The sequence below is a fragment of the Allorhodopirellula heiligendammensis genome (genome assembly GCF_007860105.1).
GTDB lineage: Bacteria > Planctomycetota > Planctomycetia > Pirellulales > Pirellulaceae > Rhodopirellula > Rhodopirellula heiligendammensis.
The window spans coordinates 1,704,856-1,722,868 of sequence record NZ_SJPU01000002.1; the positions used below are offsets into that span (position 1 = coordinate 1,704,856).

The 18,013-nt window shown below is 57.2% G+C and carries 13 protein-coding genes and 1 pseudogene; 5 read left to right on the forward strand and 9 right to left on the reverse strand.

Annotation, left to right across the window (positions count from 1 at the left end):
* Position 1 precedes the first annotated feature (1 nt).
* A complete protein-coding gene (locus tag Poly21_RS16695; protein ID WP_302119258.1) occupies positions 2–3,031 on the reverse strand; it encodes a RecQ family ATP-dependent DNA helicase in 3,030 nt (1,009 codons plus the stop codon).
* 301 nt (positions 3,032–3,332) lie between these two features.
* Here Poly21_RS16695 and Poly21_RS16700 point away from each other — a divergent pair, with 301 nt between their 5' ends.
* From Poly21_RS16700 to Poly21_RS16710, 3 genes are read left to right on the forward strand one after another with little or no spacing between them, the layout of a single operon-like run.
* Positions 3,333–5,813 (forward strand): DUF1592 domain-containing protein, encoded by a 2,481-nt coding sequence (locus Poly21_RS16700; RefSeq protein WP_302119261.1) that lies wholly within the window; start codon positions 3,333–3,335, stop codon positions 5,811–5,813.
* 2 nt (positions 5,814–5,815) lie between these two features.
* Positions 5,816–7,156, forward strand: a complete 1,341-nt coding sequence (locus tag Poly21_RS16705; RefSeq protein ID WP_302119263.1) for a DUF1552 domain-containing protein — start codon at positions 5,816–5,818, stop codon at positions 7,154–7,156.
* Between the two features lie 3 nt (positions 7,157–7,159).
* The gene (locus tag Poly21_RS16710; protein ID WP_146408045.1) at positions 7,160–8,602 is read left to right on the forward strand and encodes an ankyrin repeat domain-containing protein; all 1,443 of its coding nucleotides are present in this window, start codon (positions 7,160–7,162) and stop codon (positions 8,600–8,602) included.
* A gap of 449 nt (positions 8,603–9,051) precedes the next feature.
* Here the strand turns inward: Poly21_RS16710 and Poly21_RS16715 are convergent, their stop codons facing one another.
* The 8 genes and pseudogenes from Poly21_RS16715 to Poly21_RS16750 all read right to left on the reverse strand — a co-directional run bounded on the left by Poly21_RS16715 (position 9,052) and on the right by Poly21_RS16750 (position 15,352).
* Entirely contained in the window at positions 9,052–9,393 is a 342-nt protein-coding gene (locus Poly21_RS16715; protein ID WP_146408046.1) for an IS66 family transposase, read from the reverse strand.
* Entirely contained in the window at positions 9,390–10,085 is a 696-nt protein-coding gene (locus Poly21_RS16720) for a transposase (protein ID WP_146408047.1), read from the reverse strand. The genes Poly21_RS16715 and Poly21_RS16720 overlap by 4 nt, the downstream gene beginning before the upstream one ends.
* Before the next feature lie 214 nt (positions 10,086–10,299).
* Positions 10,300–11,112: a class I SAM-dependent methyltransferase gene (locus tag Poly21_RS16725; RefSeq protein ID WP_146408048.1), complete on the reverse strand. Its 813-nt coding sequence runs from the start codon at positions 11,110–11,112 to the stop codon at positions 10,300–10,302.
* Between the two features lie 55 nt (positions 11,113–11,167).
* Positions 11,168–11,368, reverse strand: a pseudogene (locus Poly21_RS28325) (peptide-methionine (R)-S-oxide reductase); the annotation flags it as partial.
* Between the two features lie 412 nt (positions 11,369–11,780).
* Positions 11,781–12,482, reverse strand: a complete 702-nt coding sequence (locus tag Poly21_RS16735; RefSeq protein WP_146408050.1) for a transposase — start codon at positions 12,480–12,482, stop codon at positions 11,781–11,783.
* Positions 12,431–13,111 (reverse strand): dockerin type I domain-containing protein, encoded by a 681-nt coding sequence (locus Poly21_RS16740; protein WP_146408051.1) that lies wholly within the window; start codon positions 13,109–13,111, stop codon positions 12,431–12,433. Before Poly21_RS16740 ends, Poly21_RS16735 begins: the two co-directional genes overlap by 52 nt.
* Complete coding sequence (locus Poly21_RS16745) at positions 13,102–13,683, reverse strand: sulfotransferase family protein (RefSeq protein ID WP_146408052.1); 582 nt, start codon at positions 13,681–13,683, stop codon at positions 13,102–13,104. Before Poly21_RS16745 ends, Poly21_RS16740 begins: the two co-directional genes overlap by 10 nt.
* 265 nt (positions 13,684–13,948) lie before the next feature.
* Positions 13,949–15,352, reverse strand: coding sequence for a trypsin-like peptidase domain-containing protein (locus tag Poly21_RS16750; protein WP_146408766.1), 1,404 nt, complete (start codon positions 15,350–15,352; stop codon positions 13,949–13,951).
* Positions 15,353–15,837: 485 nt separating this feature from the next.
* Between Poly21_RS16750 and Poly21_RS16755 the strand changes: the two genes are divergently transcribed.
* Together Poly21_RS16755 and cimA are read left to right on the forward strand one after the other, a co-directional pair.
* The gene (locus Poly21_RS16755) at positions 15,838–16,380 is read left to right on the forward strand and encodes a hypothetical protein (RefSeq protein WP_146408053.1); all 543 of its coding nucleotides are present in this window, start codon (positions 15,838–15,840) and stop codon (positions 16,378–16,380) included.
* Positions 16,377–17,999, forward strand: a complete 1,623-nt coding sequence (cimA, locus tag Poly21_RS16760; protein WP_146408054.1) for a citramalate synthase — start codon at positions 16,377–16,379, stop codon at positions 17,997–17,999. Before Poly21_RS16755 ends, cimA begins: the two co-directional genes overlap by 4 nt.
* Positions 18,000–18,013: the final 14 nt, after the last annotated feature.

An 18,013-nucleotide genomic window follows, 5' to 3' on the forward strand; every position in this document is an offset into this window, starting at 1 on the left:
TTTAGCCTATCGCGCGGCTCAGCTTCGCAACACGCTCGGGAGAACCACCCCAGTTCGCGTCCACGCAATGACCGGCCCGCGCCGCAGCGACGAGATGTGCCAGCAACCCCTCCACGCTAACTCCACGGATCTCGCTGATCTGATCAATCGTATATCCGTCGCGACAGAGTCGCCATGTCCAATAGTCGGTCCGCCACGATTCTGGGTCCGCGGGAATTGATTGGTCTGTGGGAATTGATTGGTCTGTGGGAATTGATTGGTTGACGTGGGGCATACCCTGCTCCACGGAGCTAGAGTTTGCATGAGGGGCTGTCTCGGCGGGTACTTTTTCTGTGGTTTTTTTTTCGGCCGGTGCCTGCCGATCACTTTGTGCTGGCTGCGCGAGCTCGTGTTGGGACAGAGTGGTCGTGATCAGATCCAATAGATCATGTCCGTAAGCGTCGATGAAGTCGCTGCTGATTCCTGGCACATTCTCCAGTTCCGTGGCATTGGCAGGACGAGTTTCGGCGAGTCGCTCGATGGTGGAGCCTGAGAGAATTTGATGGGGTGCCAAACCGAGAGCGGCGGCTCGCTTGCGGCGAAATCTCTTAATCCGATCACTGAGCTCTCGCAGCAGCTCTTCATGCGGGTCCGTCATGGTGGCCGAACCGCTCGGCCGGTCCGAACGGCCAGCGTCCGCCACCGTTGTCGGACCGCTCGGCCGATCTGAACGATCGGTCTCACCTGCCGACGAACTGCGCGGTCGCTCAGCCGACTTCGCTTCCGACGGGCGGACCTGCCGGTCGACAATCACCTCGTCACCTTCGACATCACCCGACTGGATCGAGGCCGACACCTTTGCGAGTTTCTTGGCCACCCGGTGTTTGAATTGCAAGGCTGCTGGCAGCGGATCGGTGCAGTTCATGACCCGCCGGCCGGCATCGGTCATGTGCACGGTGGGGCGCCGCTCGCTCACCTCTTTCTGTTCGAGCAGCCCGGCGGCCAGCAACGAGTCCAACACGTCGGCCACGTCTGTCTGAGTTATTCCAGTGAGCATCCCGTACGTGCTCAGCCGATCCAGCCGCATCTGCGTCACCCGTTTGTTTTTGGATCCCACCAACATTTGTGCGATCAGGTTTTTTCCGAGTCTCCCGTGGGTGCGTACCACGCCCGACAGCACCACGCGAATTCCCGTCAGCAATTGACGCTCATCGATATCGGGATGGGCAATGGCGGTGGATACGGCGTCCAGAGAGTTCGCCTCGGTGGTTGGAACGCTGCCGCTCCAGTCCCCGTCACGTACCAATTTGCCGCCAACCGGGTCGCAGCGGTCACAATGGGAACAGTCAGCAGCGTTCGGGTCACCAAAGTAGTCCAAGATGACACGTTGGCGGCACGACGCTGCCCGGGCGAATGCGATTACCGCCTCCAGCTTTTCATACTCGGCCGCTTTACGCCGATCGAGTTCATCGAAGTCAATGCTCAGTTGATGGAACGGTAGGTCGCGGCGGGTGATGTGGACCGCTCGTCCGCGAAAGGGAGGTACGTAGTCGAACGCGCGCAGCTTCGTCAGTTCACGCAACTGATTTGTCAATTTCGTCCGATCCATGTCGGCGAGTTTGGCCAGCGTGTCGGGGCGAACATAGACGTCTTCACCGCGTCGCTTGCCGATGACTTTTTCAACCGCCGCCATGACACGCCGTTTGATTTTCGATTCCGGGGGCAGGAAGTCGAGCATCGTGGCCGCATCGCTATCGATTCGCACGACGGCTTGGTTTGAACCGGCATCGAGTCGCTTGAGCACACCGGCCCGCGCCAGCAGGGTTTCGGATGTACTGATCGCCTCGGTGCCATCGCGGACATCGATCGAGGCGCGGACTTGGTCGAGCGTCAGTTCAATCGGATCCTCATCGCGTGAGAGGAGGAACTCATAGACTTTCTTGACCGTTGCCCGCGAGGGGTAGCGGTTTTCGATAAAGAATTCTTGGATCTGTCGATCGAAATACGCGAACAGCAATAGGCAGTCGCTCATTTTGCCATCGCGACCGGCCCGGCCCGCCTCTTGATAGTAGGCTTCGAGCGAACCGGGCATGTTGAAGTGCACGACAAACCGAATGTCGGACTTGTCGATCCCCATCCCGAAGGCGTTAGTCGCCACGATCACAGAAAGATCGCCTTTCATGAACGCTTCCTGGACTCGGCGGCGTTCGTCAGGATGCAGTCCCGCATGGTACACGCCAACCTTGCGTCCCGTTTTTTCGGGCAGCCACTCGGCGATCTCTTCACAACGCTTACGGGTGGCGGCGTAAATGATTCCCGTGCCATCACGGCCGCGCAGGTACTTCTCAAGGGTCGCGCGTTTGGCCGCGTCGTTATTACAAGACTCGACTGCGAACCTCAGATTGGTACGTGCAAACCCGGTGACGAAGATACTCGGGTCTTTCAGCTTTAAGAGCTCACTGATGTCATCGCGAACCGTTGGCGTTGCCGTCGCCGTGAGCGCGATCGTCTGCACGCCGCCCAAATAGCGATCACGGAATCCACCCAGTCGCGAGTAGTCGGGACGAAAGTCGTGCCCCCACTCGCTCACGCAGTGCGCCTCGTCCACCGCTAGCAACGAAATATCAGCTTTCGCGACTGCTTCCAGGAATCGACCATTGCGGAGTCTTTCGGGGGCGACATAGATCATGTCAAGCTCGCCCCTGGCCATCGACTCCATCACCGATTCTTGCTGGCCATGAGACAACGAACTATTGATCAACTTGGCCCGAATGCCGCGCGAGACGAGTGTGTCGACCTGGTCCTTCATCAGTGCAATCAGCGGCGATACAACGATGGTTGTGCCTTCTCGTGCCAACGCGGGTAACTGATAACACAGGCTCTTGCCGCCCCCGGTAGGCATCACGCACAAACAATCTTCACCCGAGGCCAATGCATCGACGACGCCGCGTTGACCTGGCCGAAAGGAATGAAGTCCAAATCGTGGCAGTAATGACTCGGGATCGTCCGTGGTCAGTCGCACATTCCGCGGTGGGGTCGAAGCAGCGGCCATTGTCGACGTGGAGGGGGGCGACGAACTCGCGGGCGGTGTCATCCGGAACGCCTTGATGCGAAAAGAAGAGGAGAAACAGTCACGGTCAGTACGAAACCGACGTGTGCGCGGGCCAATCCAGCAGCCCCCCTTGGAATTGTAGCAAATTGCAGCCCGGCAGCGTAGCGATCAGCTCTGATACGCTCCATGCCATTCGTATTTCGCGACCAAAATTCGCTTTCCCCAGCAGGAGTTTTTAGGATACACTGGGGGGCCCGCCTCAGCCATGTAATGCTGCTGTATTTCACCTACTGGGATTTTCATGTTTCACATGACGCCGTTCGTCTGTCGCTGGATCATCCTGACATCACTCGCCCAAGCGGTTTGGATGGGGTTGGTTTGCGCCGACGAGCGGCTGACCGCAGGCGACGGGACGCGTCCCGTGGAAGCGTTCGTGGACCGGTATTGTATGGACTGCCATAACGCTGCCGATGCGGTTTCCGATCTCGATTTGGAAACGACTTTACTTTCGCAAGTGCAATGGCCAGCCGATCACGAACTGAGCCGTGTCGGTGCCCGCAACCCATTGGCCGAGTGGGAAGCGGTGTTGCGGCGGGTTGCCTCGCGTCAGATGCCGCCGCTGGACGCCGAACGACCAACCGAACAGGAATACCGCGAGCTCGTGGCGAACCTCGCTCAGACGCTTGACCGAGTTGCCGCCCAAGCCCCCGTCATTGCTCCGGTTGACTCTCTCCGACGTCTCACTCGAACCGAGTATCAAAACAGCGTCCGCGACTTACTGGGTATCGAATTGGACATCACCTCGTGGTTGCCCAAGGACGAATCCAGCGGCGGGTTTGACAATATCACGGTAGGCGATCTATCGCCGTCATTGATGAGTCGCTACCTGACCGCTGCGGAGCAAATCGCCAGAATCGCAGTGGCCCGCTCCACCCAAACACCTATGGGACTGAATGTTCGATTGCCTGCTGACCTAACGCAAGAAAGCCACGTTGCGGGACTGCCCTTGGGAACACGGGGCGGGACCAACATTGAGCACACATTTGCTGAATCAGGGGTCTACGAGATCGCCGTGCGTTTGACTCGCGACCGTGACGAAATGATCGAGGGGCTGTCGCGTCCACATGACCTCGATGTGCTCGTCGATCGCGAACCGAAGCATCGTTGGACGATCAAACCCCCGCCGCGCGGGCGTGATGATACGCTGATCGACGCCAATCTGAAGGTGCGAATTCCGATTACTGCTGGGCCGCACGACATCGCGGTGACATTCGTTAGCCAGGGCGATTCGCTCATCGAGATCAAACGTCAGCCGTTCGAGGCGGCGTACAATCGCCATCGCCACCCTCGACAGCAACCTGCCTTGCTAGAGGTGTCCATTGTCGGCCCGTTTGCTGATGAGGGTGGATCTTCCGCAGAAATTGCCAGTACGGCCGACACGCCGAGTCGTTCGCTGATTTTCACGGCATGGCCCGCATCGTCGTCCCAGGAGGATCAGCGTGACGCCGCCGAGCAGATTCTTGGGCGTCTCGCTCGCGTTGCCTTTCGTCGCGACGTGACGGCGGCAGACCTCGCCACGCCACTGGCTTTTTTTGAAGATGTCTTAGCCAGCGAACCCACGGATGCTTGGCAACCTGCATTTGAGCTCGGTATCGAGCGGGCGATCGCTGCGATCCTGGTCAATCCGAATTTTCTTTTTCATGTCGAGCAGATAGCCGACTCCGACGCGAGCGGACCAATCGCTCGTATCAGCGACTTTGAATTGGCCTCGCGACTGGCGGCGTTCTTATGGAGCAGCTTGCCCGATGATGAATTGCTCGATCTCGCCGCTGCTGACGCCCTGAGTGATCCGGAGGTCCTGCGTAATCAAGTCACTCGTATGCTAGCTGACGACCGCTCACACAGTCTCGTTAATCACTTTGCCGCCCAGTGGCTGTATCTTCGCAATCTTGATGCCGTTACACCCGATCTGCGTTTATTCCCCGACTACGACGAGAACTTGAAGCTCGCGATGCGGCGTGAGACCGAGTTGCTGTTTGAGCATGTACTGCGCAGCGACGCCAGTGTCCTGGACTTGATCGATAGCGACTTCACGTTCCTCAACGAGCGACTGGCTCGGCACTACAGCATCCCCGGTGTACTCGGTGACGAGTTTCGTGCCGTTTCCTTGCCTGCAGACTCACATCGCGGCGGGTTGCTGCGACACGGCAGTATTTTGAGCGTGACGTCGTACGCCACGCGAACCTCACCTACGGTACGCGGAAATTGGGTGCTGGAAAACATCATCGGAAACCCGCCACCTCCGCCACCGCCGGACATTCCGGCACTCACAGAAAAAACCACGCTGGTGGCGACCACATTGCGTGAGCGACTTGCCATCCACCGGGCCAACGACGCTTGCGCCTCCTGCCATGATCTGATCGATCCCATCGGCTTTGCCCTCGACCACTACGATGCCCTCGGTCAATACCGGGAAAAGGAAGGCGAGAGCCCGATCGACGCCTCCGGCACACTGCCCGATGGAGCTAACGTCGATGGGGTGGCTGATCTGGAGGCCAATCTGCTATCGCGTCCCGAAATGTTCGTCAGCTGCTTGAGTGAAAAGATGATGACGTTCGCTTTGGGACGCGTCGTTGACTACCACGATGCCGCGGCGATTCGAAGCATCGTCCGCAGTGCAGCAGAAAAGAACTACCGTCTTTCGTCGATTGTCCAGGGCATCGTCGCTAGCCAACCGTTTCAATATCGCAGCGTCCGTTCGTCCGCCAACGTTGAAAACTAAGAATGATGTTCATTACAAAGAATGCGTTACCTCGTCGCACATTGCTTCGCGGCCTCGGCACAGCTCTCTCATTGCCGTTACTCGACGCCATGATTCCCTCATTGACGGCGGCGGAAGCGACACCCGCGTCTGATGAGAATCTACGCCGGATCGGTTACATCTACACGCCGATGGGATTCAATCCTGCGGAATGGACGCCCGGTGGTGAATCGCTCGATGAGCTGCCATCGAGTCTCTCGCCGCTGCAATCGGTGCAAGATCAGCTGTGTGTGATCACCGGCATGGATCTGCAAAATGCCTACCCAGGCTCTCATGCAACGTCCAATGCCGCGTTCCTCAGTGCCGCGCAAGCGAAGCTTACCGAAAGCAGCGATTACTATCTCGGCACAACTGCCGATCAAATCGCGGCCAAGCATTTCGGCAATCAGACTCAATTGCCTTCCCTCGAACTTGCCATGGATTTACTGTCTACCGTCGGGCAGTGTGACAATGGCTACGCATGCGTCTATCAAAACAATTTGTCGTGGTCGTCGCCGACCACTCCATTGCCATCCGAAGCACACCCACGCATCGTTTTCGAACAGCTTTTTGGTGATGGAGGCACTCCCGCGCAGCGGGCCGCTGCATTGCACAGGCGAGCGAGTTTGCTCGATAGCGTCACGCTGGAGATCAAACGGTTGCAGCAGCGGCTGGGCGGGAGTGATCGCAACAAAATTGAACAATATGTGGAGAGCATCCGTGAAGTCGAACGTCGTATCGAGCATGCGATGCAGACGACACAGGACAACCCACTGCCCGACCTGGATCGCCCCGTTGGCGTTCCCGCCGCTTACGCTGATCACGCGAGGTTGATGTTCGATCTGCAACTACTCGCTTTCCAAGGCGATATCACGCGGATCGTCACGTTCCAATTGGCACGGGAAGCCAGCACGCGAACCTATCCCGAGATTGGCGTCCCCGAGCCGCATCATCCTGTGACCCACCACGGTGGAAATCCCGAGAAGCTCGCCAAAATTGCCAAAATCAATCAGTTTCATGTCTCACTGTTTGCGGAGTTTTTGCAGAAGATGGACGCGATCCCCGAGGGCAATGGAACGCTGCTGGATCACTCGCTGTATCTGTACGGCAGCGGCATGGGGGACTCGGACGCTCACGATCATAAGAACCTGCCCATCCTCGTCGCCGGGGGCGCAGCGGGTAACATGCGGGGCGGCCGTCACATTCGCTACGAGCATCCCGAACCACTGTCGAACTTGCACTTAACCTTGCTCAACAAAGTCGGTGTGCCGCTGGAGAAATTCGCCGATAGCACCGGACACGTTAACGCTCTTTTTGATGTCTGATCTATGAACCATTTGCTGCACTTGATGGTCCTGCTTGCCACGTCACTGACGTGGGGACTGAGTTGCTCGGCCGCATCACCGCACCGATTCGTCGACGCGATGGAGGGGCAGCAATGGGACCTTGCTGGCGAACTGTTCTCAGCCGACCGTGACGACGTTCGGCCCGCTGAGCAAACCCAGCCGGATGGCATGACGCCGCTGCATTGGGCAGTCTTTCACCAAAGCCAGGAGTGGACCCGCCGGCTGTTGCAGGCCGGTGCCGATCCCAATGCCAAGACGTTGTATGACATCACCCCACTTGCGATTGCCTGCCAACGCTCCGCGGTCGAAGTTGCCGCCGAGTTGCTGAGGCATCACGCCGATGCCAATGAGCAACTGCCGGGAAAGTTCACTCCTTTGATGATGGCGGCACGCGCTGGCAGCGCCGAGCTCTGCAGTATGCTGATTCAGTATGATGCTGACGTGGACGCCGCCCAGCGAAATGGTCAAACTGCACTGATGTTCGCCTCCGCTGAAGGGCATGCTGACGTCATCGAAACATTGCTCGATGCCGGTGCGGACCTGCACCGCTCTCTGCCTTCAGGGTTCACGCCGCTTTGTTTTGCCGCACGTCAGGGGCATGCCGCGGCGGTGACGAAGCTGCTCGATCGGGGTGCTTCGGTCAGTGAAACGATGCAGCCCAAACAAACGTCGGGACGCAACCCGCGCAAGGGGATGAGCCCGTTGATGCTCGCCGTCGAAAGTGCCCACTACGAACTCGCCATGGAACTGGTCCGGCGGGGAGCCGATCCCAATGAACAGACCAGCGGATTTACGCCGCTGCATGCCCTCAGCTGGGTCCGTCGTCCAGGCAAGGGTGATAACCCAGCGGGCGACCCACCACCACGCGGCAGCGGTGATCTGTCCGCCCTCGAGTTCGTGCGTGAGATTGTCGACGCCGGGGCGGATGTGAATCTCAAACTCCGACGCGGTCGGGCCGCCAAGGGACTAATTAATCCCAACGGAGCCACGCCGTTTCTGCTGGCCAGTCAAACGGTGGATCTACCGTATATGCAGCTGCTCTTGGAGCTCGGCGCCGATCCTACGATTGTGAATGCAGACGGCTGCTCCGCCCTGATGGCCGCCGCGGGTGTCGGCACCGATCATGTCGGCGAGCATGAGGGGACACCGGAGGAAGTTGAGCAAGCCATCCGGTTGCTCGTTGACAGTGGACTCGACATCAATGCCGTCGCTAAGAATGACGAGACCGCGATGCACGGTGCCGCATATCGGTGTTTTCCCGACACGGTACGGTTGCTCGTCCAGCTCGGTGCGAAAACCGAAAACTGGAACCACAAAAACAAATATGGCTGGACGCCGCTGGATATCGCCCTCGGCCACCGCCCCGGCTCATTCAAGCCCGACCCCGCCACGATCGCCGCCATCGAAGAGCTTCTGCCCGAGTGAATCATCGTCGACCGAAGGCTCCGCCCGTCGCGAGAATAATCGCTTTCATCAGCTCAGATGGGTGACATTTGTCCGCGTGATCCGCAACGATCTATCGATGAAACTCATGATCGTGCGGTTTGACGAGCACGGTCCGACAGCGTAACAGTTTAGTCCCCGGCCATCTAGCTTCGCATTTACCAGTGATCTTCGAGATGACCGCACAAGCATTCAAATTTGGAAGATCCCATGGTTTGTTGCAATGGGATCATTCAAACTGACTTCCGTCGCATAGGAGAAATCGGTTGCGGTAGTCGGGTTCGGAAAAGTAGAGATCGCACAGCATCCAAACCAAAGCAATTCAATCAAGTTGAATTGCTTTTGCAGTAGTCCGTCGTGCAGCGTTGTGCGGCGGAAGGTGACCGCATAAGCATTGAACAAAATCGTTTGACGCCAACGCATCCCTCCGCTTAAGCAACCGGTTTGGCGTAGAGCCGCTTCAATGCTGCATCGGGTGGACGTGTCAGCAACTCGAAGTAGATGTCGCTCGCCCGATGTCCATGACGCCGCGCAGTCTCGGCGACGCTCATTAGTTTCGCCATCTGATCCGCTCCCGCTTCACTACGATGACCAAACGTGATCTTGCGAAGGATCACCAACGGACGTAACGCCCGCTCGGCAAGGTTGTTTGTCGGTGGTACGCGAGCGTCATCAACGAAGATTAACCACTCGGTGTAATGACGGTTGATCCTGCCTTGAAGCTTTACCGCCTTTTCATGGGAAGAAAACGGGACGGGGGTCGAATCGTTCATTTGATGTCCTTTTGTGGCCGGGGACGCTTGCGTGGACGGCCTGCCGGACGTAGCGTGTGCCACAAGCCCTGACGTTCGGCGATCTCTTCGACCCACTCCTCGCTGCCATAGGGGCGAGAGCGATCGACGCATGTTCGCAGCGACTTAAGTTCTCCAGCAGTTAACGCCGTATCGACTCGCTTGTTCCAGCCCCGAAGTCGAGGTATCGGCCATCGCGATAGAATTGCCGGATCGGGCTCCTTCGGCTGATTCCACCGATGGAGCGATCCATGCTGCCAATCTTTTGCGGAATCGACAAGCTTGGCACGCAAGGGATTCCGCTCCACATAGCGACAAGCGACGTAGAAGTGCTCATCGTCGGCGATCGGAAAACTCTTGAATCTGCCCTGATAGAGGTGCCCGCCGCCGCGACTATGGTAATGACCGCGGTAGCGAAGGGTGTGAGTCGCCGTGACCCATCGCAGCAATCGTCCCATCTGCCCATCCTTGACCGGGCGAAGAACCAGATGCCAGTGGTTGGGCATCAACGTAAAACTAAACAGTTCGACGGAGTATTTCTGAAGTCCCTCGGCCAGCACCCGAATGAAGGCCTGGAAGTCTTCCGGCTTGTGAAAAATTTCCTGTCGTTGATTACCCCGATTCAGAGCATGATAGATTTGACCGGCACGGTCATCTCGATTTTGACGTGGCATTGATATGACTCGATAGCAGCTCGCGAACTAGTCCCCAGAATAGGGAGGTGGACGAGTCGATTCAACCCCCGTCCCGTTATCTTCTCTGAGGTCGCGTTGGTATTGGTCAAGTCAGTTGCTCAGGATGTCGACCGATGACAAGAAGTCGTGGCCCTGCGCCATCATCAGGTGTTACCGATCGAATTACGGTCGTGGTTGTTGTCAAACCACCCAGTCAATTTGCTTGCGTAGACTTGGCCGCATATCGTTTGATCCACACCATGTACTCGGTTTTGCCAATCCCATAAGGGTTAGGGAAATACGATGTCAGTTCCAAACCTCGTTGTTGCAGCAAATCGACGAACATGTCTCGCGGCAACACGACTGGATAATCATGGCCAGAGTGAACCCATTTCGCCAGTGTTTCTTCGTCGAAACAATTCTCAAAGTAAGCGTCAAACGCAAACCGCCCACCAGGCTTCAAAACACGAGCGACTTCGTCGAGGTACCGACAGGTTGTTAAGAACGGCAAGTACACGAATACGCCATAGGCCACGACTACATCAATGCTGCCGTCAGGAGTGGCATTTAAGCGGCTACCATCACACGGCTGGGAAATGATCGGATATTTTCCGCCGAGCCACTGCGCCCAGTCTTTCGAGAGTTCATAGCTCTCGTAGCGAGAAATTTCGTGTCGTTCCAAAGTCTTTTCCAAGAACCTTCCGGTCCCAGCCCCGATTTCCAGTACTGTTTCAATCGGCTCCGCAAAAACGCCTCGCTGCTCCAACTGATTTAGGATGTTGTCGGTGAGTCCGACAATGTCCCACAACTTTTCCACATAGTCGCAAACCGTTTCTCCGTTCCGCTCGGCGGCTTCAACCGTCTCGCGTGCACCGATGTACAACCCCTGGGTAGAGGGCAGTCTCCGCCCGGTAGCGACAGCAATTCGGTCGAGAGCGCGTTTGGCGATGTGCTTGATTTTTACGATCACGAGGTGAGTCTCGACGGTGCGGATGCGATGTATGCTGGTGGATTTGAGGCGATACATCGCCCGAGTTTATTGTCTCTGGAAACGTCTCGCCTGTGCGGATCAACCGTGTCGAAATGCTGTTTACGCAGTGATGGGCGGTTTTGTCGATCAAATGTTCAACCCGGAACACGTGACCAAGACGCCCACCACAATTGTCGCACATAAATTCACGTCCCGTCGAAAAAATCGGACGATCCACTGAATCGGTTATTTTCGTTCCACTAACGACCAAATTAGCCGTAAAATCCTGGGGAGGGAACCAGGGTGAGCGCATTTAATCTGCGACGGGTACAGAGTTGAGAATCTCGAGCAGGAACTCGAAGTCGTACCCCGCTCGCAGCCGCTTTTGGCGGATGCTCGCCTTGAGTGTATCGTTGTGCTTGATCAAGGTCACGGCCAAGCGGCGAAGCCAGCTGACGTTCTCACCGCCGTAGTCCTTACGGATGCGGACGGGGAAGAAAACGGGACGGGGGTCGAATCGTTCATTTGATGTCCTTTTCTGGCCTGGGACGCTTGCGTGGACGGCCTGCCGGACGTAGCGTGTGCCACAAGCCCTGACGTTCAGCGATCTCTTCGACCCACTCCTCGCTGCCATAGGGGCGAGAGCGATCGACGCATGTTCGCAGCGACTTAAACGAGCCAAATGGGTCAGGCCTCTTTGATTCGCTCAGAACGAGCCAAATGGGTCAGGCCTCTTTGATTCGCTCAGGCAGGTCGACTCGGACTTTCTGTCTTCCTCGGGGGCGCATGGTGGATTCCAGATTGAGCCTTCTTGCTGTCGTTTCCACCCACCCTTCCTCTCCGAACGGACGTCCGCGCTGGGCTGACAACTGCACCGCTGCGAGTTCGTGCTGATCGAGAGGTTCGTTGACTCGCTGAACCCACCGCGGACGTCTCGGTATGGGCCATGCCGAAAGTAATTGAGGGTTGGGTTCTGGACTCTGCAGCCATCGCCATAATGAACCCCATCGCCAGTTCTCCGCGTGTGTGACCAAACCAGCTCGCAGTGCATTGCGTTCGACGTATCGACAAACAATGAAGAAGTGATCGTCATCTTGGATCGGAAAGCTCTTGTATCGTTGCTGGTACACATGTCCCAGGCCGCTCGTGTGATAGTGAGCGTGATACCGCATCGTATGAGTGCCGCCCACCCAACCCATGAATCGACTCATCTCCCCATCGATGAGCGGTCTCAGAACAAGATGATAGTGATTGTGCATCAGTTGGTAGCAAAAAAGCTCAACTTTGAAAATTTGCAAAGCTTCGTGCAGTACTCTCTCAAATGCGGCAAAATCAGCATCTTTGTGAAAGATATCATTCCTCAGATTCCCACGATTCAGTGCGTGGTAGAGTCCGTTAGCTTCATCCGCGCGAGGTGGTCTGGGCATGAATTACTCCGGTTTTGACGGTACCACATCGTATCATGCCCGCACGCTGAAACAAAGAGGCCTGACCCATTTGGCCGCTTTTGACCCATTTGGCCGCTTTCTGACCCATTTGGCCGCTTTCCGCCAACAGGCGCGCGCGTCTCGCCATTCGTATTGAGGTAGTTGATAATCTGAAGGGCGTCGATTGCTGCTACGTAGGAGTCGTCGTTGACATCCAGGGGACGGGTCGGGTTTTGTCCCAAGGAAGCATTTTGCTTCCACTGCATCTGGGTGACCCGGCCCGCAGCATCCACCTGTTGGAGATAATTGTTTCCGGTTGCATCGGTCGACGAGGTCATCACGTCGAACGTGTCATCCCAGGTCCATGATGCCGTCGTGCTTTCCGGCATCAACGAACTGACAGGATTGTTATTGCTATAGGTGGTCGAGGTAGATTGTCGCCCCGCCGGTCCGTTGCTTTGTAAAACGCCGCTGATCAAGACCTTGTCGGGATCAGGCGAAAGTTGCTGGGTGATTTCACCCCAATCATTTCCGGTGACATTGCCAAAGTCGTCCCAGTCGGTTGGTTCGATGCCAAGAAATTCGATCAGGTTGTCCACAATGGGCTTGGGATTATCCGTCAGGTCCACGAAATTGATGCGAAAACCGGAACATTGGGGTGCAATTCGATGAATCGATCGCGGTGCTCGATAAGGCTGGTCTGGACACGTTCACAATCCGTGTCTGTTGCAGCGAACCATCGGCCTCGATGCTTATGAGACCGGGTCTTCAAACTGCGGATTGACGCATTGATATCACGGTCGACTGCGATGATGCGAAGTGAATCGCCGATGGCCTCATGCAAATGGTTTGCGAATCGACAGAGGTGCGGATACTTTCCACCGGCCACCGTGCACCGGCGACTGGCTTCTGCCTGCCACTGCAAGATCCAACTCCGGAGCTTATGCGAGATCAGCTGATCTGGCCAATGGGGGTCGGTCGCGGGGAACCGCATCGCCTCTTCGCACAGTTGTGCCAACCCGATCGCTTCGCCGCCACCGGTTGGTTCATAACCTGAAAGCCGGTTGCCCATATGGACTCCGAGGTGATGCAATACCATGGCGACGCATGATGTTCCCGATCGATGCGGTCCGAGCACGGCAAAGAACGGTGTAGCGGAGTGATCTGCGCTACCGGCGCGAGGGAAGAGGTGTGATCGCATGTCAGCAGTATAGCGAATGTCACCAGCATCGAAGTACCTGGGGTGCTTTCAGGACTTCGCGATCACACGTCGCAACCCAGTCGATTTGACCCCTCCGGCCTCTCCGCTCGCTAGCGACAGACTCAAAAAAAATCGGTGATGGACCCGTCCCGGCTGGGTCGACGGATGCGCTGGCTCGTGATGCACGTGCGGGCGTGCGAGTGAGTCAGGGCATCCGTCCCAGGAGGAGTCCATCACCGATGAGCGATGACGTGCCGGTCTTTGACTAGCGGCGCGTTGCGGGCGGTTGAGCCGCCAATTGCATGTGCCCGTAGAGTGTTTGATCTCGGCGAACGATATAGAACTTCGCGTTCGGGCCTTGGCGGATTTCCGGTTGCTGGAGGATCTCGGCGAGATCGCCGAGACTGGACGTTTGCCAGGAGTGAATTCCCAGCAGCACGTCGCCGCTACGAAGTCCCTGTTGATCGGCGGCCGATCCAGTGCGGACATCCGTAATCATCAGCCCCCCGCGGTAGTTGGTTTGCAGTTGCATGTTCATTCGCCGTGTGAAGGCGTCGCCAGCGGGACGAACCGAGACGCCGATGACTTGCCATGCGAGGTCCGCGAGCGGATCGCCTGAGGCTGAGGTCGCTGGCAAGGTGGCCACGAAGGTTTCGTATGTCTCATCGCCACGCTGAAATTCCATGCGGAGCTTTTCGCCAGGAGCCGCGTCGAGCACCGCGAGGGCGTACTGCAGGTCGGTGTCAATGGTGTCCTCGTCGATCTTGACGATGCGATCGCCCGGTTGGAGACCGCCACGCTGGGCCGCTCCACCCTTGCTCAACTCCACAATCCGAATTCCCCCATTCTGTTCGAGCGTACCGTGCAGTCCGATGACAAAGCGTCGGTCGTTATGACGATTGATCATCTCGGTGACGGTGTCGAGTACTTGGTCGATTGGGATGGCAAAGGCGATTTGCTGAGCACCAACCCGCACGGCAACGTTCACGCCAATGATCTCGCCATCGATATTCAGCAACGGGCCACCTGAGTTTCCCGGGTTGATCCCGGCACTGGTTTGGATCAAGTCGCGATAGCTTTGAGTCTCGTTGACCGGGATATCGCGGTGCAACGCACTGATGATGCCCACCGTGCTGGTGTGCACATATCCGAACGCATTTCCGATCGCGATCACAGGTTCCCCGACCATCAGATCGCTACTATGCCCGCGTGGGATTGTTTGGAAAGGTCCTTGCCCGCGCAACTTTACCAGGGCCAAGTCACTAGCGGGATCCGAGACGATCAGGTCGGCGGTGGTCGTTGAACCATCCTGTAGAGTCACATTAATCTCGAAGACATCTTCGACGACGTGGAAGTTTGTCACCACATAGCCACGCGGGTCGATCACCACGCCCGTTCCCATCCCGTTGACCTGGCGGGCCACATCCGGGGTGACGCCACCGATCGAGGACACCGTTTGATGAACAGTTTTGTGGCCGTGAAGGTTTACGACAGACGGAGATGCTCGGCGAATGGCCGTGACCGTCGGAGTCTCACGGTTGGAGTGACGGCGGCTCGACGCGGACTCGGATTGCAAATCCGCTGCTGCGACGCCGTGGGTACTCCCCGCCCAGGTGACCGTACCCAAGGCAGCGACACCGCACAGGACGATCGCACGCACAGACCGCATTCGCGAAGGTGTGCGATCAAACCCTGTCACCGATCTGGTCAGGCGGGAACGGGTAATGAGTCGATAAAAATTCATGCAATCCCCGCATCCGAACCGAGCCGACCGAAACAACCGGAAGCCATGTGCCAGCCGGAGTGACCGGCACAAGGGTTAGCATCGGACATCCGCTTCTGATCGCTTGATCACGCATGATCCGCCCCGCAAGGTTTACCAGGCTCCACACTCAGGTTTGCTTAGGGGTATTGGAGCGGTCGGTTAAGCTGTATCGATTGCGGCGACAGCGGATTGGGAAATGGATTGCGTCATCGCGCATCTCGGGCGATGCCGTTTAGGCAAAATGCCTTCGATCCTCGGAATCCGGCTCTGCCCTACAGGAAACACCGTTCCTCGGTTACAACATGCGATTCCACGCGGGTACATCGTCGGCCACTGCTCGCATGATGTCCTGCACATAGCAATCGTTCTGAGTACCCCAGTTCAACGTGATGGCGAGAATCGGAATCGTTTTCGGACTGGTGCTGTTCGGATTGACCATTGCGGCCCTCAGCGCAACCACCCAAAAGAGTTATACTCAGTTTTTGCCGATGATGTTCGGCATCCCACTGCTCTTCTTTGGAGTGGTGGCATTGAACCCCCATCGTCGGGGAGACTCCGTGTTTGCGGCGTTGATATTGGCGTTGGTAGGAATGGTGATCGCGACGGTCCGGACAATCGTGCTCGCGGTTTCCTGGGTGCGGGGCGGTGACATTAATTCGCTGTCGTTCCAGCTCGTTGCATCGATGTCAGTGGTCTGTTGTGTTTTTGTGGTCATTGCCGGGCTTTGGCGTCGACGACGTAAAGCGGAAGAAGAGCGGGTGGAAGACGCACGCCGTCGATCCGCCGCGCTGCTTCGCAATCCTTTAGCTGTGAACCCGCCGGTCGCTGACCCAGTCATACCGGCCCACATCGACCCTGAAAATCCTTACCAGACACCCGCGATCCTGAACGAGTCCTCCTCCACTCCACCGACCGACGACCCCGCGAAATGACTTCTTTGCCTACAAACAACTCGCCGTCGCCTGCTGCCGCTGCGTCCAGTCGCACCCCCATTGCCATTTATGACACGACACTCCGCGACGGATCGCAGGGAGAGGGAGTGAGTTTTTCCCTGCAGGATAAGCTCAACATTGCCCAGCGGCTCGCTGAAATTGGGATTGATTTTGTCGAGGGGGGCTACCCGCTGTCGAATGAGAAAGACGTCGCATTTTTTGAGCAGGCGAGGCATCTCGATCTCGGTAAAACGCAGCTATGTGCCTTTGGGATGACGAGACGGCGGAGAATGAAAGCTGCTGACGATCCGGGGATGCGGGCCCTCGTCGCCGCCGAAACCCCCTGCTGCACGATGGTAGGCAAAACCTGGGATTATCACGCCACGGAAGTGCTTGGGGCGACACTCGACGAGAATCTCGCCATGATTGGCGAGAGTGTCGAGTATTTGGCCGCCCACCGTGACGTCTTATACGACGCTGAACATTTCTTTGACGGATACAAAGCCAATCCGCAATATGCCCTTGAGACGCTCCGCGCCGCCGCCTCGGCGGGGGCGCACTGGTTGGTGATGTGCGACACCAACGGGGGGACCTTACCGGAAGAGATCACGGCAATTTCCCAGGCAGCTCGCGAAGCCCTCGCGGACTACGACGTCCAGTTTGGAATTCACTGCCACAACGATTGCGAACTCGCGGTGGCCAACTCGCTCGCGGCCGTCGACGCGGGGGCCCTGCAGGTCCAAGGCACGATCAATGGCATTGGCGAACGCTGCGGCAACGTTGACCTCATCGCGATCATTGCCAATTTGGGATTGAAGAAGTCAGGATATGAAGTTCTAGGCGGCCGAGCGTTGACCTCGCTGACAGAATTAAGTCGGTTTGTGTACGAAACCGCGAACCTGCAGTGGCGTGGCGGCCAGCCGTTCGTGGGCCAGAGTGCGTTCGCCCATAAAGGCGGCATGCATGTCCACGCGATCAACAAGGCCGCCAAGACCTATGAACACATCGATCCGGAACTCGTCGGCAATGAACGACGAATTCTCGTCAGTGAACTGTCCGGCCGCAGCAATATCGAAGCCGTTGCGGGCAAACACAATCTCGGCGACGACAAAGAGCTGATGAACCAGATCCTGGCGGAAGTCGTGCGGCTAGAGAACCAAGGTTATCAATTTGAGTCGGCCACCGCGTCATTCGATTTGCTAATCAAGCGGGTCAGCGGTAAGTTCCATCCGCATTTTGAAACAATAAAATACCGCGTCGTGGCGGGTGATCGTGATGTGGGGCATCATGTGGCGTTTGCCGAAGCGGTTATCAAGCTGAAGGTGGGCGACACGCTGTGGTTCGATGCTGCCGAGGGCCATGGCCCCGTCAATGCACTCGATGCGGGATTGCGCAAGGCGCTCACGGGTGCCTATCCACAACTGAGTGAGATCAGTCTGATTGACTACAAAGTCCGCGTGGTGGATTCGGCTTCTGGCACCGCCGCTTCGATTCGTGTGAACATTGAGAGCACCGATGGCAAGGAAACATGGGGCACCATCGGCGTCAGTGATAATATCATCGAAGCCAGCTGGCAGGCCCTCGTCGACAGCGTCGAATACAAACTGCATAAAGATTAGCGAAGACCATGACG

Excerpts from the sequence above, each read along its gene's own strand:
- Poly21_RS16695 (WP_302119258.1), bottom strand. The coding sequence starts at position 3,031 with ATGGCCGCTGCTTCGACCCCACCGCGGAATGTGCGACTGACCACGGAC.
- Poly21_RS16700 (WP_302119261.1), top strand. The coding sequence starts at position 3,333 with ATGTTTCACATGACGCCGTTCGTCTGTCGCTGGATCATCCTGACATCA.
- Poly21_RS16705 (WP_302119263.1), top strand. The coding sequence starts at position 5,816 with ATGATGTTCATTACAAAGAATGCGTTACCTCGTCGCACATTGCTTCGC.
- Poly21_RS16710 (WP_146408045.1), top strand. The coding sequence starts at position 7,160 with ATGAACCATTTGCTGCACTTGATGGTCCTGCTTGCCACGTCACTGACG.
- Poly21_RS16715 (WP_146408046.1), bottom strand. The coding sequence starts at position 9,393 with ATGAACGATTCGACCCCCGTCCCGTTTTCTTCCCATGAAAAGGCGGTA.
- Poly21_RS16720 (WP_146408047.1), bottom strand. The coding sequence starts at position 10,085 with ATGCCACGTCAAAATCGAGATGACCGTGCCGGTCAAATCTATCATGCT.
- Poly21_RS16725 (WP_146408048.1), bottom strand. The coding sequence starts at position 11,112 with ATGTATCGCCTCAAATCCACCAGCATACATCGCATCCGCACCGTCGAG.
- Poly21_RS16735 (WP_146408050.1), bottom strand. The coding sequence starts at position 12,482 with ATGCCCAGACCACCTCGCGCGGATGAAGCTAACGGACTCTACCACGCA.
- Poly21_RS16745 (WP_146408052.1), bottom strand. The coding sequence starts at position 13,683 with ATGCGATCACACCTCTTCCCTCGCGCCGGTAGCGCAGATCACTCCGCT.
- Poly21_RS16750 (WP_146408766.1), bottom strand. The coding sequence starts at position 15,352 with ATGCGGTCTGTGCGTGCGATCGTCCTGTGCGGTGTCGCTGCCTTGGGT.
- Poly21_RS16755 (WP_146408053.1), top strand. The coding sequence starts at position 15,838 with ATGGCGAGAATCGGAATCGTTTTCGGACTGGTGCTGTTCGGATTGACC.
- cimA (WP_146408054.1), top strand. The coding sequence starts at position 16,377 with ATGACTTCTTTGCCTACAAACAACTCGCCGTCGCCTGCTGCCGCTGCG.